The sequence below is a fragment of the Vibrio gigantis genome (assembly GCF_024347515.1).
Lineage (GTDB): Bacteria > Pseudomonadota > Gammaproteobacteria > Enterobacterales > Vibrionaceae > Vibrio > Vibrio gigantis.
Map to the genome: position 1 here is coordinate 137,560 of NZ_AP025494.1, position 21,907 is coordinate 159,466.

Genomic DNA, 21,907 nt, shown 5'->3' on the forward strand with positions numbered 1-21,907 from the left:
ACATTGATCGAAAGGGGGGAAAAATAGTGTGCAGCCATAGAATGAAAGTTCAGGTACATAAACCGTCATTCAAGAACAAGGAGCAGAGCATGAGCCAAACCATTACCGTGTACTCATCGAGCTACCATCATGGAAGCAAGTCTGATGGCGTATCGAGCGACGATCTGGAACCGTACATCTCCAACAATTACGCCGACGCTTTGGGTTACATATTCGATTACGTGAAACAGCGTATCATCCATTCTTGCCCAGACCTCTTTGTTGAAGAGCAGCTTGAACGTCCGTCGATGAACTGCGATGAGCTAAAAGTAGTGCTCGACGAAGCGAGCCAAGATCAGCAGGAGAACTATTGTGATTGGTATTTTGAAATGGAGAATGAAAGCCTGACCACGGCTTCGTATTGCATCAAAGAGCATTCTATTACGTTGTCGTGATGACGGATGGGGGAGTCCACCAGCAAATACGTATTGAACCAATGTCAGTCTTAGACGGTGAGCCCCCTTTCCCTTTATTGATGATGATGGAAAGATCAGCTTAAAATATTTTCTATCGAGATTCGCCCTCAAAAAATGAGCCTATCCATTTCGTCCTTAACAGAATTAAACTAAACCATCGTAAATGTATGAAGCATGGGTGTGTCCAACGATAAAAAAGAAGTCGATGTTCAACTCATCCCTAGCCAACATCTCCTCGGTGACAATCAGGCAAGGAACACGAGAGCTATTGCATAGGATGTGTCCTACCTCAAGTTTGTCTTTTTCTGCCTTAACTGCATTAGGATATACCGTTTTGACATCAGCTTCAGCTCGCTGCTGGTCTGTTAAGTGACGTACTACAGATGATTTTTTCATAGTAATTTCCTGATATTAAACTTCGCTAATCCAAGGTAATCGACGTGACTACCCACATCGACTGCCTTCATTCCTGCTTAAAGTGTTACAAGGAATCGTCTTGTACGACCGTTCCAATTGTCTGCTCCGTTGTCAGGTTCACCAAACGCATATCACAGACTCGCGCCACATTTTTAACCAAACATGCCACCTCATCGTCCGGTCCTGCGTCATAGTCGTCTGAAAACATCGATATGGTTTCCGTCAATGATTCAAAGGTACTGTAAGTCTTAAATACCGGCTGACCTTCACTAAACTCGTTGTAGCCATGAGTCGTGATGACATCCAAAAGAAAGGGCTTCCCATTTGTCGGTGCGACCTCTACTGCACCAAAATTAAGGATACCATCGAAGTCATGACCTTTAAGGGTAATAACCAAGGCTAACTGAGCGATTAGATTTTCATTACGTTCTTGTTGACTAGGTACTGTTGATATCGCTGCTGTATCGGTCTGATTCGTTTGAGGTGCTGCAATTACTTGTTCCATGTTCAATCCCTTGTGTTATTCACTTAGTTGCTTGGAATGAGTCTATACCTGCCGCTCTGAATGGACAAAAAAAGACGGGGGGAGGTGAATTAAAATGGGGGGAGTCCAATGACATATGCCTGTGCTTTCGATGCGACTGCCTAAGTCCTTGAATGTAAGCCACCAGCAAACATCAGTAGTTACTGAATGGCTAACACATAGTTTGGCAAACAGTTAACACGTAGAGCACGATAGATCGGCGTGTTGTTTTCAGATGAGCTGAATTTCGCCGTTTCAATGCAATAAAAGTGGGGAGCTTGTGATTGATAGGGACAATAGCCTACATATGACGCAGCGTTTGTTTCAAAAGGCTCAAAATCAATTAGCGTACCTCGGATGACGGCATGCACCAATTTTGATTGCTCTCGTTTAACCCTTGCTTGCCCCTTCTCGCTTACGACAAACTCACAGTCAATCAATGACACTGAGGAAGAGTAGCCAATCACCTTTCCATAAGACTCTTTCTCTCGTGACCGAATAGAATACACACGCGTCGTATCGGTGGAGCGATGTAAGTTCAGATACACATCAACTTTCATGTCATGATCTCCAAGGTCTTAAGAGAAAGAATCGAACAAGGTGTCACTTAGCAATAACGAGCTTCATGAGCAGCTTTGAGTTTTTCCATCAATGACGACAAAACAGCGGCTTCCGTTTCAGGCAGGGAATCACGAGCGAATGCTTCTAAGAACTCGAAATCCAGCGCTTCATACGTAGCATCGAACTGACATACCTCATTCGGAGCTTCAACTGCTGTTCTGTGCATGTCATCCAATAGTTTGCAATGGTCTAGGTATTGCTCGGTCGTTCCATCAAGCAACTGGTTGGTTTCAAGCCAATGAAGGAGCCTATTCCATGCCATGTCTTCGTCCGTGGCATAAACAAGGTATGATTCTGGTTCGAAACCTTCTGCGTGAGTAACGACTAAGTACGGTTGTTTCATGTCTATCTCCAATTTAAAACGTTAGGGACTGGGTGCTGCCCACGCCCCGTTCCAGTTAGGTTATGCCAGCTCGTGAGCATGCTTTGTCGCGATGTCCACAATTTCGCTTTCGAGGAATTCCTTTATTTTACTTTTACGAATTTGCTTCAAGTTCTTGGCTTTAAGTTGAAAGTCTTCAATGGTTTCCTTGCTGGTGGCAATTTTCGATTTCCAATACTGAACATGGTCAGGGTCAGATTTCAGCTGAACCTTAAACTCATCAAGATCACATTGCGTGTCATTGACCACCCATAGGTGAGCAAGCAGATCCGATCTGGATTTATCTAGGATATGACTTTTGCAGGCCAGCATCGCTGATCGTTGGTCTTTATGCTCAATGAAGGAAAAGCCTGAATTTTCAGGTAACGAAGGCATGATCACTTCTACAATCTCGTTGCCTTGACTGTCGTAGCCTCCATGAGCACTTGGGTACTTCGATAGCATTAGAATGCCGCAATATGCGAGCTCATCATGAATGACTTGATACCAGACGTTGCCCCAAAACATTGCCATGTGATTTCTCCATTCGTTTGTGTGTAATGACAACCAAAGCATAGGTTCAACCTCTCTCTCTTCCCCCCACTCACTCTGGCAAGTCAAACGATATCGACTCTGTACTCCAATATGGGGGGAGCCCTTCCATTCATCGAATAAAGTATCCCTAACGCCAATCAAGGAGATGCAGCATGAACAACCTTACTTTTGAACAATGGGTGGAATCCTTTAAACCAATCATCAACGAGAATGGGGGTAGCGCCATCTTCCTTGATGACAAATGCATCTCATTCGAAACCTATGGCAACGACCTAGAAACCATCAAAACAACCGACGCCAGTCGAGTCTGGACGATCATCGAGATTGATATCGACGAAGAAGAAGATGAGCTGGGTGAGCCTGTCGACAGTAAGTGGGTAATTGTGAATGGTTGCCATTGGGTTAACCGAGTCGGTTACATCATTACTGAAACGCCATGGCAAGACGGCATTGACTACGAAATTACTTACGACTGATACAAATCAGACGGACTCCTGAAGAGGCAAAGAGAGGCAAATATGGACATTAATAATCAAAAAATCGTCGCTAACGATCTACTCAAGGCAAGAAGTACTGCTGATCCATCAATCGTATTGGAATGTGCTGATGGCAAAGTTCGCATTTATTCGTTTCCAATCTCAGACCAAGACAGCAAAGAAAAGATGACCATGGCGCTGCGCGTACTGATGGGCAAACTCAACGTGCTCAAATACACGTTCGTTCTAGAAGCTTGGATGAGTACCAACCCCGACATCCGACCTTCGATGTCGCCTGCACGTCAAGAATATATGGTGTTTTTGATCAATAACCGTGTAGACGAAACATGCACCTTCTGGCCAATTCAACGCAATGAAGATGGTTCTGGTTTTGTCACCGAAACACACGATGTAAACCAAAACGGACAATCCGGTTTAATGTGCGATTTGTTTGACACTGAACCGTATGAAAAACTCAGTTTTACGAAAAAAAGAGCGGTCGACAAATTGGTTATCCGATTACTGAACATGCGTGCAGAAGCAACGCCCACCATGCATTAGTTTGGTTGTTCCCATGTAAAAAAGAGCACCATTGTGTGCTCTTTTTCAGTTAGGCGACTTGTGGGAACTTCCTTTCCGGTTCGCCATCTCTCACCAACTCATAAAGCATTGGTTCATAATGGTTTGTGGCCATCAGTATTAAATAGACGGGAACACCTTGGTCATACAGTGATTTTTGAAACACTTTGACTTCTTTCACTATCATTGAAGCTGTGCGTTCCCTCATCATTCGCGCTTCGCTGACCATGCTATCCGAATAAAACTGCCCAGCCTTGGAGTTGACCTTCAGGTATGGTTGAATGCGCTTACCCAATCGGTCTAACAAGAATTGGTCACTAAAACCCGACTGCTTCAATCTGAGAACCTTGTCCTTCAGTTGTTTCCTTCGATCAAAGACGTAGCGCTTTTGTTCATTGACCAATTGAGCGGCCTTATCCGTGAGTCCCTTTTTGTTTTTGAAAATACCATGCCTTGCGAGTCCCAATAACTCATGTTCATTCACTGTCGTTGATGAGGGCGAACCATCAAGGTTATACCGGGTATAGCAAGCTTGATGGCAATTAATCAGCGCCAGCTTGTACTCTCTGCTGGTGAAAAAACGGTCCAGAAAAAAAGAAACGTCTGCCTGACTGAACGATTGACACAACGTTTCTTGCAAAGCGGCACCAGCTCCGATGGCAAGAGGTTTGAGAGGCTTTCCTGACAAAATGGGAAAGCGTTTGAATGCATATTGTTGGATTTGCTCTTGAATAACACGATCCATGTTTACCCTCTTCGGTTGTTCCATACCCTCATCATTGTATCTAACTGAGTTTACAGATTGACAAATAGCGAGAGCAAAAGACGAAATTACCCAACTCAACAAAATGGACTGGTAAATTGCTAAACTGTCATGGTTTTCGTCGTATAACAAAGTTAGTGCATAACTAGCGAGATATAGTATGACGCCTGAATTTGAAGCAAAACTCGACCGCTTGAATAAACTTCGAAAAAACGCAATGAAAAGCAATGCGTTCTCGGATGCTGCCAAAGAACACGAAAAAGCCATCCAACAAACCGACAGCCACTCCCCTGCCACCACCAAAAAGACCAAAAAGAAAGGTCCCAAATCATTAGCGGAAATCTACAAACCGCATACACATGAAGAAACCCATTAGATAATGGAATCTAAGAATGGGCGCTGCTGGTGGTATTAGCGGATACCCAATCTTTGATATACGCCGAAAATGCACTCTGGTCAGAGATATGCCCCGAGCAAGCCGGTTGACCCGTAAACTCCGCTTTTCGTTTAGCAATAAAAGCCATGAACTCCCAATTGGTGCCAGTTGGACACCATTGTTTGAAAGCCAAATATCGTTCATTCATGATTCTTCTCCTCGGCAGAAACGCTGTCTATTGATAGTAACGTCCCCTCGTCAGAGTACCTAGAAACCTCCCCCCGTTTGGTATCGCTGGTGGTTGAAATCATCGCCATCGAAGCCCTTTCTATTCTGGCTGCAGCTCTGTACTCAGAACCCGTCATCCGCCTGAGATATGAAAGTCACAGTTGGTCGATGCATGGAACTCAATAAAGCATATTGATTGTCAACAATGAAATTTTGGATAAATCAAGATTTTGCCACATAAAAATAAGCATAAATAACAGGTACTTATGTAAAAAACAAATAAACCTAAAAAAACGGCTCACTATTTGGAATTCAAAATTAGGTTACCTGCAATGATTCAAGGGCCTACTTAAAAGGTATTTACCGGAATTATTGGAGATATTTCTATGCAAAACACAATCAACGTCAATGATGTACAAAAAGTAGATTCAAAGACGACATACCTCGGCTTAATTACATTCGCGCTTATGTTTTTTACCGTCTCGGCCATTGCCGGTTCAGGTGGTGATGCGTTCCAAGGCTTATTTGATGAACTAGTGAGCTTTGCTGAAGGTGTTCCTGGACAAATTATCGCGTTCTGTTCTTTCGCAGGGATCATCATCTTCTCAATGGTTCGACCAAACCTTATCGGTCTTGGTGTTTCTGTCATCATCATGCTGGTGCTGGCGCAACTTCAAACCATTATCACTACCATGCTAACTGCCGGTCTTCCGGTATAAAGCAACAGATGTCTCTGGGCCTTATAGAAGAGGCCCAGAAGTACATAAGGGGGTCATATGAGTAAGTTAGACATCAATAATGATGCTCGTCCTCAACTACCGAACAATCAAACCTATGTGCCACTTCGAGTAAACGACAAACAATCGGTGATCGGAATGGAGTCGGATACAGCGGGGATTTTGCTTGTCGGTATCGCTATCGGACACATCAGCAAGAACCTGTTACTTATCGGTGGAATCGCCATTCTTCTCGCTCTCGCCTATTCATGGGTCAAAGATAACTATCCCAAAGGTCGGCTCAAACACATGTTGTGGTGGGCTGGAATCATTAACTTTAAATCCCGTAAATCGTTTCCAGAAGCATTTAACCGTACTTATTTTCGCTAACTCTTTGTAGCGATCCGTTTTTAAATTCTATGTGTTGTTTTAGCAAAAGTTTGAGGTTTGCTATGAATATATTTAACCGCAAAAAAAAGGGGCAGGATGAGTCTGAACTGGAGCATGATTCAGATTCGAATGTCCAACGTTCTTGGCAAGCAGCCATCGACCACAGTAACAAAATGACAAAGATGATGGGGCTGTCCATCATTATCTGCGCGTTTCTAGCGTTTAAGGTAATGACAGCGAAACCCGTCACCGTTGTTACCCCGCCTAATTTCTCTGAAGAAATTGTCATGATAGGCAACAAAGCCAACTCAGGTTACAAGAAGCAATGGGGCATATTCATTGCCAGCATGCTTGGTAACGTGAATGTCCGTAATGTGGATATTGTCTTAGATACGCTAAAACCAATGCTCTCCATTCGAGATTACGAAGCATTGAATGAGCAAGTGATCAGTCATGTGAAAGCTTTAGACATCAGGGACCAAGTGCAAGAGTTCAACGTATTAGATGTGTTCTACGACAACAAATACGACAAAGTGATTGTTTACGGCGAGCGTAAGCTTACCGAGCGAAAGAAACGCGGCAATAAAAGCGATGAACGCCGTGCAGTACGCTGGACATACGAACTCAAGATTGCCAATGCACATGGTAGTCCAAAGATGCAGTCCATTGACCAATACGAAGGCGCTCCGCAGATAGAACGCAATCGTATCGAACGCAAGCAAGACAAGTAGGTCCCGTTATGAAAAATTCACATCAACTCGCTAGATATACGACCTTGCTTTGTGCCACATTATCATTCGGTGCAATGGCAAACCAAAACGTCATCCCTATTGAACCTGTTGGCTCGAAAGTGGAGCGACAAACAACGCAACCAGAAAATAAAGCGACTGTTGCTGCAATGGTTGACCAAGTAGTCAAATCTTTACCGACCGATAAGCAAGAGTCATTAAGTCAATTCACTCCAGTCAATGACCCAGCTGCGAAGCAACCTATTGTCAGCACAAAATCCGTCGATGAATTTGGAAGAGTCACCCAATCAGACAAGAACGTGATTGTCGCAACACCACCAACGGCCCAACCACCAAAACCTTCTCTGACTGCATTCGAACGTATGCAGCGCCAAATGGCGAAGAAATTTAAGCCAGTTCAGAAGTACAAACTACGCCCTTCAGACAATATTACGTTGCCTGCAGCAAAGTACATACTCAACAGTATTCGCACCTCTTTCAAAGAAATTAACATTCGCAGTTCAGATCCCAATGTCGTCATGAAAGTGGATGGTAGCTTTATCTATTTCACGTCTAACAACGATGCCCCTTTTAATATCATTATGTTCGAAAAAGGGGTGCCTGAAACCCAAGTCAACTTAACGATTTGGCCACTTGATGTCATGCCTGCAATGGTACAAGTCGATGTCCGATACAACAAAGCATTACAAGCAAAAGTGAACCGCGTATTGGCGTCAAAAAAACAGGATAAAATTGAGCAAGAAAAGCGCATTCAAGATATGGAATCTGAATTGGCCATTGCCAGTGATCCTCAAGTTAAGTCATCTCCATACGTCGAGGGTATCAACAAACTGTTTGCGCAAACGGCAGGAAAAGCAACACCTACCGGTTTTGACTTGCAGACCAACATTCCGCGAGACGCGTTACGTCCTTGTCGATTTGGAACATATGCAGAGACGAAACAACGTTTAATATCGTCTCGACGAATCGTGGACATTGTATTGGTTAAAAACGTTACGAATCGAAATGTGGTTTTGCGAGAGCAGGATTGCTGGGTAGATGATGACGTGATCGCAACGGGTATCTTAAACAAAGCGACCTTAAAGCCATCAGAAAAAACCGAAGTATACGTATTGCGCGACCGACTGTACTACCAACGTATGCATTCTCGCAATGAACGTCCATCACTTCTGGATTAATCGAGGTGAACCATGAAGATTAACTTTAAAGAACTTTGGGAAACCAACAAAAATTTCCGATATGGGGTGATTGGCGTCTGTATTGTTCCTGCCGCCTATGTAGCGATGCAATTTATTCATCCGGGCAAAATTCAACGACCGAACGCAGACGCGAATAAAATCGAAAAAGTGTTCATGCCTTCGAGCACACGTACCCAACTAGAGAGGGAAGACGTTGACGGAGTTCGTGACGCCTTAGTTGAAATTTCGGCCATCGATAAAAAGTCGTCGGCACGCAATGACAATTACCAGTACGACCAGTTAAAACAAGAGGTCGATGGTCTTCGTCAAAAAATGGCCGATCAAGATGCTGAGATTGCCGAATGGAAGTCAGGCAAACGCCAATTGGAAAGAACCAACTATGATCCGAACCAAATTCGACAAGGCCGCCAAGTCGTTGTAGATCGACACGGGAACGCAACGGAAATCACTGTCGACGCTAATGGCGTGCCGAACCAACAAGTGAGCCAGTTGCGCAGCTCCCCTCCCCCAGCTCTTGCAGGCATTCGAAGTGTCGATGAAGGGAATGATGCGATTTTGTTGCAAGACGGGCGTGTAAAAACCTTAGTAGAAGCAAACCAACTGGTCGATGAAGATGAAATGTCAGAGGCGCAAAAACGTGAGGCATTGAATCAGAAAGAAATGGAGTTGGCTGCTGCCTTGAAGAACTATCAGCAAAAACCTGAGCAAAAAGGGTATTCAATTTCATTGCCAACCACCAGCCTTGTAACCGGCACTTTGCTATCAGGCATGCAAGCTCCAACCAGTATTGGTTCAGCGAGAGAGCCCCTTCCGGCGGTCATGCGAATCAAGACAGATGCACTATTGCCAAATGGTTATCGTGCTGACCTAAGAGACTGTCAGGCACTATTATCCGGCATTGGTCAATTGTCAGATCGCAGAGCCTACATGAGACTAGAAAAAGTGGTCTGCATCGATGAGGACGGACTCACGGCAGAAGCAGCGGCGCAAGGCTTTGCTACTGGCTCTGACGGTCAGGCAGGGATTCCAGGCACGTTAGTTGCTCGAAACGGCGAAGTATTGAAAGGCTCCATGTGGGCGGGTTTCTTTTCAGGACTGGCACAAGGTATCGCCCCATCAAGGGTGCCGGGTGTCGACATCAACTCTGACGGAACAGGCTTTCAAACACCCGATCTAGGGACACTAGGCACCTCGGCAGTACTCCAAGGTGGCGCCTCATCTTTGGACCGCATTTCGGAATACTACGTGAAAATGTTGGAAGAAATCTGGCCAACCGTTGACGTACCAGCAATGCAAGAAGTGACCTTCCTACTTCAAGCCCCTTTAAAACTGACGTTTAAGGAGATCTAATATGGCCACTGGTGATAATGAAAAGAAAAATGACCAACCAACTGAGGCGTCGAATTCCAGTCAGGAGCTTGAACAACTCATTGAGAAGGCATCAAAACCAACAATGCCCGACGAACCTAAAGGCGACGAAGAACCGACCGTGATTGAAGCAACGCCAACGCAAACGGAAAGTAAGACGTCAAATCTATTTCCGAAGATCATCGTAGTGTGGTTAATGGTCCTATCAGGGGTAATGGCTTATGCCATGATGGTGATCGACAAACAAAGTGAAACGTCATTGAGCCAACACCCCATTGTGTTTTACCCGTTTGGTAAAGCGTTTTCGGCTCTTAAATCTCAGGGTTATGATTTTGCTGCTATAGAAAAATATAACAACAACATGATCCAGATATTGAACTCTGAAGGGAAAGTGGTGCTACCTGCAGCTAGTGTGCATGGTCAGTTACCAGATTCTCTTGTTGTTAAGCTAATGTCCGTCGATGAAATGAACAGGCTGGCTTCGCAACAATCGGAGTAACAAAACCAATAAAACTAGCAAACAACACAGCTTGGCCACTTTCACAGTGGCCTTTTTTAATGCACTCCACTCGCGGCATCCATCGCACTCAAACAGATCGTGTCATACTTCGTCTTCATCACATTGACTTTGGTTTCTGCTCGAACCGCTCTGTTGTATGAGGCCAACACCTCTTCGCTAGAGTCTTTCACCAACGCCAAGATCGCTTTTTTCTGAGTCTCTGTTAAGTCGGTGGCCAGCAACGCGTCGATGCTTTCATCTATACGATCAAAATACTGAGCTAACATACTTCCCTCCTAGTTAATTTCATTTTGAATATTCAATAGCAAGTGACGACAAGCATTGTCTCTAAAGCGAACGTAGTCCACGGGAGAACCAATACCATGTCTAAGCGCATCTAATGTTTCCCGAAGGACGACGACTGGCATGTCAGGGTTTCGGCACTGTAGTCCATAAAAGTCGAACTCAAAAACCGTCATGTTTGCTTCGTCGATCTGATAGCGCCTTGAGATATCTTCAATACGTGTAAATAGGCCATAGGCATCGATATATATCGTTTGCCCTTCAATATCGAAAGCATTGAGGTAATGAAGGTCAACGCCATACTCAGACAGAATCACACCCCGAATCGGGAACCGGCTACGTTCTCCAGCCACAATCAAACCCTCGCACAAGACATAACATTTTGAATGAGCGAACTCGTCAATAAATTCAGTGGTGACTGGGCTTGGCTGCTCACACAGATATTGGATGTCACTGAGAGACAATGAACGCATCACATCAATCAGCTCACGACATCCATGGCTATGCCACTTTACCCGCTTTACTTCCTTCTCCATTGTTGCTCCCCGGCTATTCGTTGAATTCAATATACGACGTTTCCCATACCTGGCCTAGCAATCTCCCCCCACTTAGTACGTAACCCACTGAACGAGTGCTCGAAACATGTATTTTGGATTCGTTAATTGCCATTTATTTCAGCCCCATACGCTAGATTGATACGGTTCAACCCGAAAACATCATCACTAGTATTAGTGATCGTTTTCTCCAAGCTGGAGAGCTTCCAATTCTCCCATGCTATGCATGTCCCTTACTGTCAATGCACTTTGACACCAACAAGAGTTACCCACTCGCATTACTACCCGTAATTAACCCCAATCAACGGTTCAACACACACACCCTTGGGTGTTTTTTGTGTACCTGCGATATCACCTACCCGTGAGGAACTATCCATGAAATTAAGCACTTTGTTCACCATATTATTTGGTTTAGCGACGGTTTATTTCTGTATTCACCCTGTTCTTGTTGTTCGTGGCACAGAATTCCCTTCTGCATTCCATGATGTGGTCGAATTCTGTAAAACATGGCGTCATGTTTTGTTGATCACCCTACTCTCTTGGGCTTCAGCAGGCATTACCCTTTGGCTAACGTTTACTATTCACAAACACAGAGTCTAACCCCCTGTTAGCACCTGGTACTTCCACCAGCAACTAACCAACCTCATTGTCCAACAATGACAACGAACCTCATCCCACCGGATGAACCTTCCCGGTCAAATGCTCCTTCAGACATTGATGTCTCGTTGAACGCACTTTTAACCGGCTTGTAACCCCTTGTGTTGTGCTCACCCAGTACTTCGCAGATTCATTACCTACCCTATATCGAGGATAAGACTATGACTAACTCAAACAAATCAGTTCAAATCAAAATTAACGAATCCAATTTTCTCGCGAACCTTGGTGCCATTTTTTCCAACACCGGAAAAGTGATCAATGAATTGATTCAGAACGCCTCTCGCGCTAACGCCACAACCATTTCCTTCACGACTTCAGTAGAAAATGGCCGTGCGAACTTAATCGTACTGGACGATGGTTCAGGTATCACTGACATGCAAAAGCTTCTGTCGGTTGCAGAATCAGGTTGGTCAAGCGATGTGGCTAAATGCAACCCATATGGTATGGGCTTTTTAAGCACTTTGTTTGCGTGCGAACACATCACAATTCAAAGTCAGCATCAAAGGCTCTCAGCAAGTACTGAAGACATCGTTTCAGGTGAATCTATCGAGATAGAAGACAGCCTGCACGGTAACGGTACATTAATTGAAATGGAAGGCGTTACTGACGCTTTGTTTAACTATCTCACATCGACTGCTTATAACCGAGAAATCGACCAAGTTGGTGCAGGTTATGACATAGATGTGGTACTCAACGGGAAAATACTCGCTAAAACACACTCAAGAGTCGTTCTGGATGACATAGGTAACTTAGTTAAATCGAAGTTCAGCTTCGGCACTATTTATTTTAATCCCGAAATCGACAAACTGAGTTGGATCGCTTATCTGCAAGGTGCTTTTATAGCGAATAACTATAACTCTGTGCAATCACGCACCTTACAACCAGATCACATCGTTCATTTGGATGATAGCGTTAGGGCAAGAATGCCGGATCGTGCTGAGTTATTGGACTCCGAAGAAATTAAAAAGTCGATTCACGTTGAAATGAAAAAGCTAATGCAAAATTCACTTCAACAAAAGCTTAATGAGCTAGGTTCTGAAGCATTCGCGGCAAATTCCACACTCTGGAAATGCGCGATAAATTATGCGCCTGAGCTTCTTAACGATATTGATTTTTTAACTGAGTCTGAGATCGAAGAAAGCACAACTTACGAGCTCGCACTCGCTGGACATGATGCCGTAACACATAGCCAACTTGAACAGCCGATTTCTCGCACTGATGTGGAATCATCATTACTCTTTGCATTTCCAGAACGTGAAGAAGAATATGAAACCATCAACATCAACTACCTAATGGGTTTGGACAACGTGGTATTTGTTGATACTCAGAAATTGCATAAAGACCATTGGATCCACAACTGTACTATCCGTTACGTTGAAGATTTGAAGGTCGATATCCAATTGTCTAACCCTAGCCCAACAGAGATACTAAATGGGTTTTACTCCATCTCTATCGTTCTATGTGATGAATACACGCTGTCCGGCGAATACGGTGATGTCATCATTAATGATGATGCAGCTGTAGCCTCAGATCAAACATTGGTGATACCCGCCAAAGAAGATCTGTCAATGGCTTTGCGTATTTATGGAAGTTACGAAGATGAGTGGAATTGCTATTGTGAAAGCGATATGGACCGCGACATTTATCTGCTTGAGAAATTGTATATGAAATTAAGGGCGGAAAGTCCTGAAGTTCTGATCCAAAGAGTTCTCGATGATGCGTTCATGGGATCTGGATTGAAAAACACACTCAATAACCTGAAATTTAGTATTTCGTTTTCAGGAACTGACATTGTAGTTACCGAAACTAAGTAACCACACTAACCCGCCAACCTACCTGTCTTTGTATGGTAGAACACCAAGTATGGAGTTACTATGAACTCATTTACTGACTCCCTCATCGACCATTCTCATGAATTGGGTCGGGGATATGGTCCTTACGCTCAAGTCGATATGTTACACAATATCCTTGAGTTAATTGGCCCAACTTTGGATAAAGTTAAATTGCAGGAACTCATTAACAGTGTAGGGTTTATTGAAGCCCTAGACTTAAAGAGTGAAGAAGATAAGGCATTTGTATTAGGGCAGTTACAAGACGCTCTTAATCAATAACTTATCGTTATCGGAAGCTCCCATCACATGGGAGCTTTTTTTTTGAATCCACAATAGACCGCAGAGTCGAGTTCGTATCGTGTTATGGCACAGCCCTTTCATTACATGGCTGCTTGACCACCAGCATCAAGAGGTAATTATGCCACTGAGTTTATAGTAGGACGCGTCCTACTACCCAAAAACCGCCCTAACCAAACAAAGTTTTGCTGAACTCTTCCAATTGAGCAATCTGCTCAGGCGTTGCATTGTTCAGTTCAATTTTCGACTTTGTTTTACTCACGACTTGGAATGATACCGATACCTTCCCATTCTTTGCCCACGATAGAGGTTCCTTATTAATGCCCCCCAATTTAGGAGAAACAGGACTCCAATCTTTCAACCGTGCAATAAGCTCTTTGTTCACTTCCTCTGCATTCATGGCTTCGAATTCTGAGCGGTTTTCGTCAATCCATTTCGTGAAGGCACTTTGCTTATCTTCACTCTCTGAAACCGTGCCGATCAATTTACGAAGGAACTTGGCATCTCGGCTACTAAAGGCATAGTTTGAAAACAGGCTCTTCAGACTGTCAGGCATCGAGTAGATAGCGAGGGAGAGTGAGATGTCTGATTTTTCGTATAGACGTTCTTTCTCTAATTTGTACGCCGACCAATCATTCACTTCCATCAAACGAGAATAGAGCTTGCCCTTTTCGTAGTAATTGAAAGACGTTTTGATGTCAGACGACGCCACCAGCCAGGTAATGGTTTCAGGTGTTGGGATTTGATCTAATATTTCAAAGTCCAGCCCCACTTTTTTATCCATGGCAATATCAGTACGACATGAGCCATCCACGACATAGATCAGGCCATCTTCACCTTGGTAAGCAAGTACAGGTGAAATTTGCATACCGAACTCGATTTCATCACTCATCTTGTTGAGTTGAATCGTATTGCGGCTCGACTGTTCACGAACGTTGTCCACGTCAATCCTAACCAAAGTCATAATCTCATCGTATGACAAGGTACGTTGGATAGCACGGTAGCTTGTACCATCAATGGACTTAATCTCACGACCTGTTTGCGCAAAGTCCAGCTTCTTAGTCTCAGTTAAAAACTCTTGGAGACTAATGCCGCCCTCCTTTAGTGAAGCTTCAATGGAAGCCAACTTCCCCTGTGCTAAGGTCATAGTGGTTTCGCGCTCATTACCACCCATGAAGGCTTGGGGCTTGCGTTGTGAGCTCGACACACTCTCCACTTCAGGTTCAGTGATTGAAGGTGATTCTTGTGCGGCCTTAGCAGCGTTAGCAGCAGCGATTTTCTTTAGACGGTTATTGGCCATGATTATTGCTCCTCACCTTTGTCCTGTTGTTTCCAAACGTCCGTTATCAGCTTATGAATGTCGGCCACGACTTCTTTACAGTTCGCCTGTGCCGCTTCTAACGCTTTGCCTTTCTTACTGTCCATTGACCTAGAGAATTCGAAAACACTGCTATGCTCAGACGCACAACGTTTTACAGCTTCACTGTGTTTCATTTTGGTCGACAACACTGCATCACCAAACTGACTGACTAGAGCATTGAAAATGTCCAGTTCCGAGTCACTGCCCTTCCAATTGGAAATGACAATCTTCGCAAAGTCGTAGCCTTGATGACCTTTAGCAATGAAGTTACCAATGATGCTATCCAGATATTGAAAGTAGGCGCAGGTCGCATCGGTATCATTATGTTCCGCCTTACACGGAATCAGCACGCTAGTCGCAGCGAAGTAACTGTTCAACGTTGCAAAACCCAATGAAGGCGGAGTATCAATCAATATGATGTCAAACTCACCATCGAGTGCATCTAAGATATTTTTCAAACGCGTTGTAGGGTCAACATTCTGCTTCTTCAAATCGTCGCTGGTACTCAAAGATTCCGTGTCTCTATCAGACTGGGACGCAGGGATAATTTTCAGATTGGGGATGAGCGTATCTGAAACGGCGTTGCGCACATCGTCTTGAAACGTCTCTGTATTAGGATCAATAGTCATCAAGTCGCCAATGCTGGTGCGAGCGTCAGAAATATACTTAGCTCCATTTCGCTCAATGTGTTTGGTTTCGTGTTTATGCACTGGAGGGTAGAAACTTGTCAGAGTTGACTGGCCATCCATGTCAATAAGACAGATCTTGTAACCAACATGATAGTTAATCGCCAAACCTGTTGCTATTGTATTGGACAGTGACGTTTTAGATACCCCGCCCTTTTGGTTTTGAACGGCAATAATCTGCGTCTTTTGTTTCGCTGTTCTTTGGAATGGTTTGTGTCTTTTCTTAAGAACGGTGGTATTCGGCATGTTATCGCGGATCAAGTACAGCTCTTCAAGAGTCAGGTAGTACTGAATACCAACCTCAGCATAGCGTTTAGGATCGATACCTAACGCTTTCGTTAAATCGGTCAATACCTTTTGAGAACATTCGAGGTACTTCAATGCCTCAGCTTGTGTGAAAGAACGAGGTTGCTTTTCATTTGTTTCGCGGCGCAATTCCAAGAATTTAGCACCTCCGTCCCCAAGTTCGTCAACTAATTCAAGCGTCTTGAGCTGTTTCTCTGTCATTGTTCCCATAGCAATATCCACCAGTGGCCTGTTTGAAAGCTAGTATGAACCAATATTAAAGGTAAGAAAAGATATAATAAGTCAACTTTGGATAAATTCATTGAAATTCGACTTACGATAAAGTTTTAAACTAATGATGTACTTTTCTGCAAAAGATAGGGGAACGATAGAGGAAAAAACAAAACACAACAAAAACAACAACTTAAAATAGTAGGACGCGTCCTACTATTGTACTTATCGGCCATGTTGTGCAATTCATAAACGGACGTGAGTAAGGAGTAATGGGTTTGAAGCCACCACTAACATACGAAAAGTCAGCTCTGCGATACATAAACGCGGGAACTGACTGAATGTTAGGCTTCAATGTATGAGAAAGAAATTTTGTTGTAGTAGTGACCAAACAGGTGTGATGAGAATGTGGAAATGCCAACAAGATGAAAGCAAACCAGAATGAAGCTAGTCACACTAAACAATCAAAATCTCTTACTATTCTGTCATGATGACAGATTAGAACACGGTTGACTTCTTCCATCCGTAAACGGAGGGAATTCTTAGTTCGACACGCTTTCACTAGACTGGATTGCTCCAATCCCCGATCCAGTCGCTCCCTAAGCTAACACCGCCAGCCCGACGGTTTTTATATTCATAGCTGCGTTAATATCGCGGTCATTGGTGCGTCCACAATCAGGACAGTCCCACTCACGGATATCAAGCGGCATTGATTCGTGTACAAACCCGCAACCATTACAACGCTTTGAGCTAGGGAAGAAACGGTCTATCTCTGCGATAGTGCGTCCCGCCCATTCCGCTTTGTACTTCAATTGACGGACGAACTCGCCCCACGAAGCATCAGCGATATGCTTTGCCAGTTTTGGATTGCGGATCATATTCTTCACAGCTAGAGATTCGACACAAACGACTTGGTTATCGTTAATGAGTTTGCGAGACAACTTGTGGAGGTTATCTAGTCGACTATCAGCAATTTTTGCATGTAGGCGTGCTACTTTCTGGCGTGCCTTGTTGCGGTTCTTACTGCCTTTTTGTTTCTTGGCTAGTTTACGCTGTAGGTATGCCAGTTTCTTTTCGTAGCGTTTAGTGTGGCGAGGATTATCGACTTTCTCACCGCTATCTGTGATGAACAGGTTATTTAAACCCAAATCAATACCTACCGTCTTAGCTGTTACAGGCATTGGTTTAGATTCAAACTCGCAAAGCATCGACACGAAGTATCGACCAGCTTTGTCTTTTGAAATAGTGATAGAGCTAGGTTCGCTTGGTAGCTCACGCGACCAACGAACATCTAAAGGTTGCTTTGACTTGGCAATGAACAATTGACCGTCACGATATTTAAAGGCGACTTTGGTCAGTCTGATTGATTGCTTGTCGTGTTTGGATTTGAACTTTGGGTACTTGGCTCGTTTATCCCAAAAATTTTTGAATGCTTCTTGCTGATCGCGCAATGCTTGCTGAAAGATGACGCTCGATACCTCTTTAAGCCACTCAAACTCTACTTTCAGAGGCACTAATCGCTTCTCTAGTGCTGAATGAGCAATAGACTCACTTCTCTCGTAGTACGCATCTGTACGGTGCTTAAGAGAGTTATTCCAAACAAAACGACAACAGCCAAACGACTTTGCTAGTAGTTCGGCTTGCTGCTGAGTAGGATAGAATCTGTATTTGAATGCTCGTTTCATTTGGCGCAATTAACTAGTGCTTTCACGTTGTTGGTTCCTCTCTAGGTGCTTTAGATAATTCTAGGGAGGGGCTTTTCGCAAGAATCAGGTAAATGCCGGAGATATACTCTACGACACTTGCTCCATGAGGTATTCAAAAGCGGTTTCTACCTGTGCATCTGTCATCGAATCAAATTCAAATCCTTCCATCGATTCTATTAACTTACTGGGTACAGGTTGCGTGTCGTGTTCAGAGTGAGTGCTCGGCACTTTAGTGGTATTCATCCATCACCTTATTGTCTTTGATGAATACAGAGTACTTGGACATAAACCGCCCTCCCCCCACATTGTAACTGGGGCCTTATCACTAGAGGGAGGGAAAGCAAAACGGGGGGAATCGGGGATTGAGGATGCCGCTGTCATTCGAACTTATGATTCAAGTTGTGTTGAAGAAGACTCCTCATCAAAGCAACTAGAATGAAATTGATAGCTGAAGACTTTCATTAATTTTTGTTCTCGAACGGTGGCCACCAGCGCAATTTGGTAACCCTTCGAAAAGAAGTCATCATACGAATAGGGAATTTGTGTAACTCGTTCGAGAGTGTCGGTAAACCCCAAAACCCAAGAATTTGAACTTGAATCAAAGTCGATGATGGTCAATAAGATAGAACGACGTGCATCGAACCGGTAGAGAGCGTTATGAGACATAGAGAAAGCAAAGCCATACTCGCAATCCACTGTTGGTTCAGCCGAGTGACGGGCATCAACAAAGAGCTGACGGGTCGATAGATCTTTGAAAAGGGCGTCGCCAGCACCCTCGGCTCTATCAAAGAAACCCGATATAACACCAAGGCAAGTGTAACCACGCTTGTTCGCCATCTTTCCAAGACCTGGCAACGTAGATTGAGCCTCACTGTCAATCAATACCGCAATTTCTGTTTTTACTTTGGTTTTGCGCCAAATGGGTACTAACGACATCCAATGACTCATAGGAAGGCCGGTATACCCGTGTTCGGTTTTCAAAGTAGCGAAGTAGCCAGAATCCTCGGGGTAAATGGTGAGTACGGCCAAATCGAAGTTTTCACTGCCACGAGTCGGATAGAACCGACAGTCGGAGCCAAAGTTATCAGTGGTATCAGCGAAGTGAATGTCATTGTCAATCCAAGACATCGATGGTTCTGGCACTCGAAAACGGACTAACACATCTCTTTCTCGAACCGTTCTATATTCCTTGGGAAGTTCTAAAAGTGACATGTGTGGCAGGTTAATATCATCGGTATGAGCTTGTAAACTCTTCACCACTTGCTGGTGGATATACACATCGGCCTGCTCTTGCGTACACTGAACTTCTTTGAGAGAACCTGTATCGCTGCGCTTGGTTTGGTAGATCAGTTTATTGGAGCTCTGATTTACTACCGAATGAGTAAGAAACACATTCTTCTGTTTGCCTAGTGTAATGATACTCGCCGTTCGTAATCGCTCGGGCTCATTGCGCGTTTCTGTGATTGTCATTAGTACCCCCACCCGCCCATAAAGCCATCTGAACCAAGTGTGGATGTCGATGGGTTTTCAGTTTGCGGTTGTTCTGTTTCATCTTGAGCCGTAGGAACAAAGTCCAAGGTAGGTCCGTCAGTAGAGCCTACACGCTTAATCAAGTCGGCAGCAGACATACCTGTATGTGACACTACTTTCGAAGTACATACCGTATTAGCATTCTTAATAGGCTGCCCAAAGGTGTTGACCGGAACGCTGTCTTTACTCGTACCTAACAATGCTTTCTCTTTCTTTGCACGAGCGATTTCATGGTCCATGGAGGATTTCATATTCGTCCACATGTTATCTTCCACGCTCATAAGCGTCTTAATACGACTGCGGTAGTGAGGTTTGTCGAAACCGAGTTGATTGAACAACAAACGCATCATTCTACGAATCGCAGATTTCTTACGCATCTGACCGACAAAAGCAGTATTCCAAACCGATTGGTTAGAACTGAAGCTCATAGCCGCCATCAGCTCAATCTCATCTAACTCTTCGCGTGAAAGGGCTTCACAATAGACGTGACCTGCTAACGTCTCTCCAACAGCATAAGCACACAATAAATCTCCACTCGCGTAAGCCCCTTGAGAGGTATGCTCAGGCAGCGAACGTGAACCATGATAGATAAACTGATCATGACTAAACACTTGATCAGCACTGACCTGCGCCATCTCCCCCGACTCGAACGCTAAATGAATTAGCCCATGGTATGTGGGCATGAATTCCAATACGAAGAAATTGGACACATAATCGTGACGATATAAAAAGGTGCCGTGATTTAACCCCTCCTCAACAGACAAACCGATGGTGGCCTGATTGAGTATGCTCCAATATACCGAATTGGCGTCCATGTTAGAGGTAATCGACTCACCAAAACTCTCCAGAATATAGGCCACATATTCCAGCTCTAAGTCTGTATCAAGACCCGATTGGTTCTCAGCAACGATAGTCGAAAAATGAGGACGTGCAGCCTCGACTGCTTGTAATACTAGTGATTGATTAGTCATGATAGCGCCCTCCAATTAACGGCAGTACTTCGGAATAGTGATAGAAGTGATTCCTGATAGATTCACGCGTTTTGTCCATACGCCTGTAGAAAGGCAAGTCGCCAATGAATGTAGCCCATCTTTGAACTTAATCATCGATTCTTCCTTTCTTTGTAAGTCATAGACTTCACATAAATCAGCATCGACATACTCAATGCATGCAAACAAGAAGGCACCCAAGTTCACCTCAAGCAAGCTTGCTACGTAGGTATAGAACGCTTCTTGAATGTGATATCCCAAGTTACCCGCTTGCTTGGCAAACGCATCAGGGTCCGTACTCGCAGTTGTTTTTACATCAACGGCAATACAGTCGAAGCGTAGCCAGTCAAAGCGACACTTGAGCCACAAGCCAGTTTCTGGGCAGCGAGCGATAAAGGAGATCTCTGGTAACCCGTCTTGAATCAATGCATCTGCATCAACATTATCTCGACATGTTTCGTGTACGCGGTGTGCATCGTCCCAGACAATGGCATCAATCGCTTTTTTTCCTTTATGGATAGTCTTATTGTTGTGCTCTTCTAAAACCGTATCCCAAAATTGCAGGGTCGGTTCTACTGCCAATAACTCTTTCATCAAACGCTCTTTATTAGCGCTTTTTGGCACATTAGGGATGTTAAGCTTCTCAACAAGCGCTTGCATTTCTGCGACCGTTCTAAGGGCATTTGGGTAATCAGCTGGCACAATATCGCGGTAATAGCGGTCATAGAACCCATGAGGCTCTAGGATCAACTCATGACCATAGGTGCCTGCATCAAAGGTGCGTTGCAGCGACTTCGACACGGTTCTACCACGGTCAATATCGCTTATGTATTTTCTGTAAAAGTGGGCAGGGGATTTCTTTACGAGCAGCTTCAACTGAGATGATGAATACGCGGGTAGGGCATGGTAAACCTCGTTCTCCATACCAATGTAAATCCCCTCGATGAGCTCATCTTTTTCATCAAGCCAGCTCGGGGACCCATCTTTGTTGTATGCCTTAAGCACATCACAAGTACTACCATCAAATTTGAATGGAGTAACCGAATCTCTTAGCGAGCTAATCATTTCAGTAATCATAATATGCCTTCTTAAACTTGTTTGTGATGTTATGAATATACATCACGGAATCCGTTTTTTAGTAGTAATCTCCCCCCACTTTGAAAATTAGTGAATTCGTCTTGAGCCCTTATATATCAATGTCT

The 21,907-nt window shown here is 44.1% G+C and carries 29 protein-coding genes; 13 read left to right on the forward strand and 16 right to left on the reverse strand.

The window, feature by feature from the left end; genetic code table 11:
• Nucleotides 1-89: 89 nt before the first annotated feature.
• Nucleotides 90-434: a hypothetical protein gene (locus OCV56_RS25630; protein ID WP_081230227.1), complete on the forward strand. Its 345-nt coding sequence runs from the start codon at nucleotides 90-92 to the stop codon at nucleotides 432-434.
• Between the two features lie 165 nt (nucleotides 435-599).
• On the opposite strand, the gene OCV56_RS25635 is transcribed toward OCV56_RS25630, so the two are convergent.
• The 5 genes from OCV56_RS25635 to OCV56_RS25655 form a co-directional block, all read right to left on the reverse strand.
• On the reverse strand, nucleotides 600-851 hold the full coding sequence (locus tag OCV56_RS25635; protein ID WP_081230228.1) for a hypothetical protein: 252 nt from the start codon (nucleotides 849-851) through the stop codon (nucleotides 600-602).
• Between the two features lie 85 nt (nucleotides 852-936).
• The gene (locus tag OCV56_RS25640) at nucleotides 937-1,377 is read right to left on the reverse strand and encodes a hypothetical protein (protein ID WP_086715004.1); all 441 of its coding nucleotides are present in this window, start codon (nucleotides 1,375-1,377) and stop codon (nucleotides 937-939) included.
• 179 nt (nucleotides 1,378-1,556) lie between these two features.
• The gene (locus OCV56_RS25645; RefSeq protein ID WP_081230230.1) at nucleotides 1,557-1,955 is read right to left on the reverse strand and encodes a hypothetical protein; all 399 of its coding nucleotides are present in this window, start codon (nucleotides 1,953-1,955) and stop codon (nucleotides 1,557-1,559) included.
• Nucleotides 1,956-2,002: 47 nt separating this feature from the next.
• Complete coding sequence (locus OCV56_RS25650) at nucleotides 2,003-2,359, reverse strand: hypothetical protein (RefSeq protein ID WP_081230231.1); 357 nt, start codon at nucleotides 2,357-2,359, stop codon at nucleotides 2,003-2,005.
• A 60-nt stretch (nucleotides 2,360-2,419) separates the two neighbouring features.
• Nucleotides 2,420-2,911, reverse strand: a complete 492-nt coding sequence (locus tag OCV56_RS25655) for a hypothetical protein (protein WP_081230232.1) — start codon at nucleotides 2,909-2,911, stop codon at nucleotides 2,420-2,422.
• Between the two features lie 173 nt (nucleotides 2,912-3,084).
• Here OCV56_RS25655 and OCV56_RS25660 point away from each other — a divergent pair, with 173 nt between their 5' ends.
• Nucleotides 3,085-3,408, forward strand: a complete 324-nt coding sequence (locus OCV56_RS25660) for a hypothetical protein (RefSeq protein WP_081230233.1) — start codon at nucleotides 3,085-3,087, stop codon at nucleotides 3,406-3,408.
• Between the two features lie 42 nt (nucleotides 3,409-3,450).
• Nucleotides 3,451-3,969, forward strand: a complete 519-nt coding sequence (locus tag OCV56_RS25665) for a hypothetical protein (RefSeq protein WP_086715003.1) — start codon at nucleotides 3,451-3,453, stop codon at nucleotides 3,967-3,969.
• Nucleotides 3,970-4,018: 49 nt separating this feature from the next.
• On the opposite strand, the gene OCV56_RS25670 is transcribed toward OCV56_RS25665, so the two are convergent.
• Nucleotides 4,019-4,732, reverse strand: a complete 714-nt coding sequence (locus OCV56_RS25670; protein ID WP_143691587.1) for a hypothetical protein — start codon at nucleotides 4,730-4,732, stop codon at nucleotides 4,019-4,021.
• Nucleotides 4,733-4,910: 178 nt separating this feature from the next.
• On the opposite strand from OCV56_RS25670, the gene OCV56_RS25675 reads away from it, so the two are divergent.
• Entirely contained in the window at nucleotides 4,911-5,126 is a 216-nt protein-coding gene (locus OCV56_RS25675; RefSeq protein WP_081230236.1) for a hypothetical protein, read from the forward strand.
• 10 nt (nucleotides 5,127-5,136) lie between these two features.
• Here the strand turns inward: OCV56_RS25675 and OCV56_RS25680 are convergent, their stop codons facing one another.
• Nucleotides 5,137-5,334, reverse strand: a complete 198-nt coding sequence (locus OCV56_RS25680; protein ID WP_081230237.1) for a hypothetical protein — start codon at nucleotides 5,332-5,334, stop codon at nucleotides 5,137-5,139.
• A 406-nt stretch (nucleotides 5,335-5,740) separates the two neighbouring features.
• Between OCV56_RS25680 and OCV56_RS25685 the strand changes: the two genes are divergently transcribed.
• From OCV56_RS25685 to OCV56_RS25710, 6 genes are all read left to right on the forward strand, one after another.
• A complete protein-coding gene (locus tag OCV56_RS25685; RefSeq protein ID WP_081230238.1) occupies nucleotides 5,741-6,073 on the forward strand; it encodes a hypothetical protein in 333 nt (110 codons plus the stop codon).
• A gap of 57 nt (nucleotides 6,074-6,130) precedes the next feature.
• A complete protein-coding gene (locus OCV56_RS25690) occupies nucleotides 6,131-6,460 on the forward strand; it encodes a type IV conjugative transfer system protein TraL (protein WP_081230239.1) in 330 nt (109 codons plus the stop codon).
• A gap of 62 nt (nucleotides 6,461-6,522) precedes the next feature.
• A complete protein-coding gene (locus tag OCV56_RS25695) occupies nucleotides 6,523-7,191 on the forward strand; it encodes a TraE/TraK family type IV conjugative transfer system protein (protein WP_157939163.1) in 669 nt (222 codons plus the stop codon).
• A gap of 8 nt (nucleotides 7,192-7,199) precedes the next feature.
• Nucleotides 7,200-8,387 (forward strand): hypothetical protein, encoded by a 1,188-nt coding sequence (locus OCV56_RS25700; protein ID WP_081230241.1) that lies wholly within the window; start codon nucleotides 7,200-7,202, stop codon nucleotides 8,385-8,387.
• 12 nt (nucleotides 8,388-8,399) lie between these two features.
• Complete coding sequence (locus OCV56_RS25705; protein WP_086715001.1) at nucleotides 8,400-9,758, forward strand: TraB/VirB10 family protein; 1,359 nt, start codon at nucleotides 8,400-8,402, stop codon at nucleotides 9,756-9,758.
• A 1-nt stretch (nucleotide 9,759) separates the two neighbouring features.
• On the forward strand, nucleotides 9,760-10,275 hold the full coding sequence (locus OCV56_RS25710; RefSeq protein WP_086715000.1) for a hypothetical protein: 516 nt from the start codon (nucleotides 9,760-9,762) through the stop codon (nucleotides 10,273-10,275).
• 56 nt (nucleotides 10,276-10,331) lie between these two features.
• Here the strand turns inward: OCV56_RS25710 and OCV56_RS25715 are convergent, their stop codons facing one another.
• Together OCV56_RS25715 and OCV56_RS25720 are read right to left on the reverse strand one after the other, a co-directional pair.
• Nucleotides 10,332-10,562, reverse strand: a complete 231-nt coding sequence (locus OCV56_RS25715; RefSeq protein ID WP_086714999.1) for a hypothetical protein — start codon at nucleotides 10,560-10,562, stop codon at nucleotides 10,332-10,334.
• Between the two features lie 9 nt (nucleotides 10,563-10,571).
• Complete coding sequence (locus OCV56_RS25720) at nucleotides 10,572-11,114, reverse strand: hypothetical protein (RefSeq protein WP_086714998.1); 543 nt, start codon at nucleotides 11,112-11,114, stop codon at nucleotides 10,572-10,574.
• 393 nt (nucleotides 11,115-11,507) lie between these two features.
• On the opposite strand from OCV56_RS25720, the gene OCV56_RS25725 reads away from it, so the two are divergent.
• The 3 genes from OCV56_RS25725 to OCV56_RS25735 all read left to right on the forward strand — a co-directional run bounded on the left by OCV56_RS25725 (nucleotide 11,508) and on the right by OCV56_RS25735 (nucleotide 13,900).
• Nucleotides 11,508-11,732, forward strand: a complete 225-nt coding sequence (locus tag OCV56_RS25725; RefSeq protein WP_081230246.1) for a hypothetical protein — start codon at nucleotides 11,508-11,510, stop codon at nucleotides 11,730-11,732.
• 218 nt (nucleotides 11,733-11,950) lie between these two features.
• Nucleotides 11,951-13,603 (forward strand): ATP-binding protein, encoded by a 1,653-nt coding sequence (locus tag OCV56_RS25730; RefSeq protein WP_086714997.1) that lies wholly within the window; start codon nucleotides 11,951-11,953, stop codon nucleotides 13,601-13,603.
• A 60-nt stretch (nucleotides 13,604-13,663) separates the two neighbouring features.
• Nucleotides 13,664-13,900, forward strand: coding sequence for a hypothetical protein (locus OCV56_RS25735; protein ID WP_086714996.1), 237 nt, complete (start codon nucleotides 13,664-13,666; stop codon nucleotides 13,898-13,900).
• A 187-nt stretch (nucleotides 13,901-14,087) separates the two neighbouring features.
• Here the strand turns inward: OCV56_RS25735 and OCV56_RS25740 are convergent, their stop codons facing one another.
• The 7 genes from OCV56_RS25740 to OCV56_RS25770 form a co-directional block, all read right to left on the reverse strand.
• A complete protein-coding gene (locus OCV56_RS25740) occupies nucleotides 14,088-15,218 on the reverse strand; it encodes a ParB N-terminal domain-containing protein (protein ID WP_086714995.1) in 1,131 nt (376 codons plus the stop codon).
• Between the two features lie 2 nt (nucleotides 15,219-15,220).
• Nucleotides 15,221-16,480, reverse strand: coding sequence for a ParA family protein (locus OCV56_RS25745; protein ID WP_086714994.1), 1,260 nt, complete (start codon nucleotides 16,478-16,480; stop codon nucleotides 15,221-15,223).
• Nucleotides 16,481-17,079: 599 nt separating this feature from the next.
• Nucleotides 17,080-18,165: an RNA-guided endonuclease InsQ/TnpB family protein gene (locus OCV56_RS25750; RefSeq protein WP_086714993.1), complete on the reverse strand. Its 1,086-nt coding sequence runs from the start codon at nucleotides 18,163-18,165 to the stop codon at nucleotides 17,080-17,082.
• Between the two features lie 108 nt (nucleotides 18,166-18,273).
• Nucleotides 18,274-18,429, reverse strand: a complete 156-nt coding sequence (locus tag OCV56_RS25755) for a hypothetical protein (protein WP_158094633.1) — start codon at nucleotides 18,427-18,429, stop codon at nucleotides 18,274-18,276.
• 144 nt (nucleotides 18,430-18,573) lie between these two features.
• Nucleotides 18,574-19,656 (reverse strand): hypothetical protein, encoded by a 1,083-nt coding sequence (locus tag OCV56_RS25760; protein WP_086714992.1) that lies wholly within the window; start codon nucleotides 19,654-19,656, stop codon nucleotides 18,574-18,576.
• Complete coding sequence (locus tag OCV56_RS25765) at nucleotides 19,656-20,687, reverse strand: recombinase RecT (protein ID WP_086714991.1); 1,032 nt, start codon at nucleotides 20,685-20,687, stop codon at nucleotides 19,656-19,658. The genes OCV56_RS25760 and OCV56_RS25765 overlap by 1 nt, the downstream gene beginning before the upstream one ends.
• 15 nt (nucleotides 20,688-20,702) lie before the next feature.
• Nucleotides 20,703-21,782 (reverse strand): PD-(D/E)XK nuclease-like domain-containing protein, encoded by a 1,080-nt coding sequence (locus OCV56_RS25770; RefSeq protein ID WP_086714990.1) that lies wholly within the window; start codon nucleotides 21,780-21,782, stop codon nucleotides 20,703-20,705.
• Between the last annotated feature and the right edge of the window lie 125 nt (nucleotides 21,783-21,907).

Coding starts and splice junctions, on each gene's coding strand:
- OCV56_RS25690 (WP_081230239.1), top strand. CDS start 6,131: ATGAGTAAGTTAGACATCAATAATGATGCTCGTCCTCAACTACCGAAC.
- OCV56_RS25675 (WP_081230236.1), top strand. CDS start 4,911: ATGACGCCTGAATTTGAAGCAAAACTCGACCGCTTGAATAAACTTCGA.
- OCV56_RS25745 (WP_086714994.1), bottom strand. CDS start 16,480: ATGGGAACAATGACAGAGAAACAGCTCAAGACGCTTGAATTAGTTGAC.
- OCV56_RS25640 (WP_086715004.1), bottom strand. CDS start 1,377: ATGGAACAAGTAATTGCAGCACCTCAAACGAATCAGACCGATACAGCA.
- OCV56_RS25765 (WP_086714991.1), bottom strand. CDS start 20,687: ATGACTAATCAATCACTAGTATTACAAGCAGTCGAGGCTGCACGTCCT.
- OCV56_RS25770 (WP_086714990.1), bottom strand. CDS start 21,782: ATGATTACTGAAATGATTAGCTCGCTAAGAGATTCGGTTACTCCATTC.
- OCV56_RS25650 (WP_081230231.1), bottom strand. CDS start 2,359: ATGAAACAACCGTACTTAGTCGTTACTCACGCAGAAGGTTTCGAACCA.
- OCV56_RS25750 (WP_086714993.1), bottom strand. CDS start 18,165: ATGAAACGAGCATTCAAATACAGATTCTATCCTACTCAGCAGCAAGCC.
- OCV56_RS25730 (WP_086714997.1), top strand. CDS start 11,951: ATGACTAACTCAAACAAATCAGTTCAAATCAAAATTAACGAATCCAAT.
- OCV56_RS25725 (WP_081230246.1), top strand. CDS start 11,508: ATGAAATTAAGCACTTTGTTCACCATATTATTTGGTTTAGCGACGGTT.
- OCV56_RS25700 (WP_081230241.1), top strand. CDS start 7,200: ATGAAAAATTCACATCAACTCGCTAGATATACGACCTTGCTTTGTGCC.
- OCV56_RS25655 (WP_081230232.1), bottom strand. CDS start 2,911: ATGGCAATGTTTTGGGGCAACGTCTGGTATCAAGTCATTCATGATGAG.
- OCV56_RS25735 (WP_086714996.1), top strand. CDS start 13,664: ATGAACTCATTTACTGACTCCCTCATCGACCATTCTCATGAATTGGGT.
- OCV56_RS25645 (WP_081230230.1), bottom strand. CDS start 1,955: ATGAAAGTTGATGTGTATCTGAACTTACATCGCTCCACCGATACGACG.
- OCV56_RS25660 (WP_081230233.1), top strand. CDS start 3,085: ATGAACAACCTTACTTTTGAACAATGGGTGGAATCCTTTAAACCAATC.
- OCV56_RS25685 (WP_081230238.1), top strand. CDS start 5,741: ATGCAAAACACAATCAACGTCAATGATGTACAAAAAGTAGATTCAAAG.
- OCV56_RS25755 (WP_158094633.1), bottom strand. CDS start 18,429: ATGAATACCACTAAAGTGCCGAGCACTCACTCTGAACACGACACGCAA.
- OCV56_RS25740 (WP_086714995.1), bottom strand. CDS start 15,218: ATGGCCAATAACCGTCTAAAGAAAATCGCTGCTGCTAACGCTGCTAAG.
- OCV56_RS25680 (WP_081230237.1), bottom strand. CDS start 5,334: ATGAATGAACGATATTTGGCTTTCAAACAATGGTGTCCAACTGGCACC.
- OCV56_RS25715 (WP_086714999.1), bottom strand. CDS start 10,562: ATGTTAGCTCAGTATTTTGATCGTATAGATGAAAGCATCGACGCGTTG.
- OCV56_RS25635 (WP_081230228.1), bottom strand. CDS start 851: ATGAAAAAATCATCTGTAGTACGTCACTTAACAGACCAGCAGCGAGCT.
- OCV56_RS25705 (WP_086715001.1), top strand. CDS start 8,400: ATGAAGATTAACTTTAAAGAACTTTGGGAAACCAACAAAAATTTCCGA.
- OCV56_RS25695 (WP_157939163.1), top strand. CDS start 6,523: ATGAATATATTTAACCGCAAAAAAAAGGGGCAGGATGAGTCTGAACTG.
- OCV56_RS25665 (WP_086715003.1), top strand. CDS start 3,451: ATGGACATTAATAATCAAAAAATCGTCGCTAACGATCTACTCAAGGCA.
- OCV56_RS25720 (WP_086714998.1), bottom strand. CDS start 11,114: ATGGAGAAGGAAGTAAAGCGGGTAAAGTGGCATAGCCATGGATGTCGT.
- OCV56_RS25630 (WP_081230227.1), top strand. CDS start 90: ATGAGCCAAACCATTACCGTGTACTCATCGAGCTACCATCATGGAAGC.
- OCV56_RS25710 (WP_086715000.1), top strand. CDS start 9,760: ATGGCCACTGGTGATAATGAAAAGAAAAATGACCAACCAACTGAGGCG.
- OCV56_RS25760 (WP_086714992.1), bottom strand. CDS start 19,656: ATGACAATCACAGAAACGCGCAATGAGCCCGAGCGATTACGAACGGCG.
- OCV56_RS25670 (WP_143691587.1), bottom strand. CDS start 4,732: ATGGATCGTGTTATTCAAGAGCAAATCCAACAATATGCATTCAAACGC.